Here is a 795-nt window from a genome sequence, read left to right on the forward strand (position 1 = left end):
TTGTCAGCGGAACGCCAGGAAAAGAACTTCCACAAGAAGTGAAAACCTTGCTTCCAGCAGACCAAACAGACTTGAAAGACGGTAGTCAAGCGACTCCGACTCAACCAAGTCAAACAGAAGTGAAGACCGCAGAAGGTACATGGAGCTTCAAGTCCTATGACAAGGCATCAGAAACCATCAATGGAGCGGATGCCCACTTTGTCGGTACTTGGGAATTCACCCCAGCACCAACTTACAAGGCAACACATGAGTTTGTCAGCGGAACGCCAGGAAAAGAACTTCCACAAGAAGTGAAAACCTTGCTTCCAGCAGACCAAACAGACTTGAAAGATGGTAGTCAAGCAACTCCAACGCAACCAAGCCAAACAGAAGTGAAGACAACAGAAGGCACATGGAGCTTCAAGTCCTACGACAAAGCATCAGAAACCATCAATGGAGCGGATGTTAAGTTTGTAGGCACATGGGAATTTACAGCAAGCCCGGTTCCAACAGTGACTCATAAAGCAGTTCACGAGTTTGTCAGCGGAACTCCAGGCAAAGAACTTCCACAAGAAGTGAAAACCTTGCTTCCAGCAGATCAAACAGACTTGAAGGACGGCAGCCAAGTAACTCCAACTCAACCAAGTCAAACGGAAGTGAAGACAACAGAAGGCACATGGAGCTTCAAGTCCTACGACAAGACATCGGAAACAATTAATGGATCAGATGTTAAGTTTGTAGGCACATGGGAATTTACAGCAAGCCCGGTTCCAACAGTGACTCATAAAGCAGTTCACGAGTTTGTCAGCGGAACTT

At 46.7% G+C, this 795-nt stretch carries 1 protein-coding gene (only partly in view); it reads left to right on the forward strand.

Every position in this 795-nt window falls within one protein-coding gene, locus EKB01_RS09015, for an LPXTG-anchored SHIRT domain periscope protein, read on the forward strand. The gene is 3,504 nt long; 1,993 of those nucleotides lie to the left of the window and 716 to its right, leaving coding positions 1,994-2,788 in view (codon 665, partial, through codon 930, partial); the first complete codon in view begins at window position 3. The start codon and the stop codon both lie outside this window.

Source organism: Streptococcus sp. CCUG 71758, assembly GCF_011714815.1.
GTDB classification, from domain to species: Bacteria; Bacillota; Bacilli; order Lactobacillales; family Streptococcaceae; genus Streptococcus; species Streptococcus halitosis.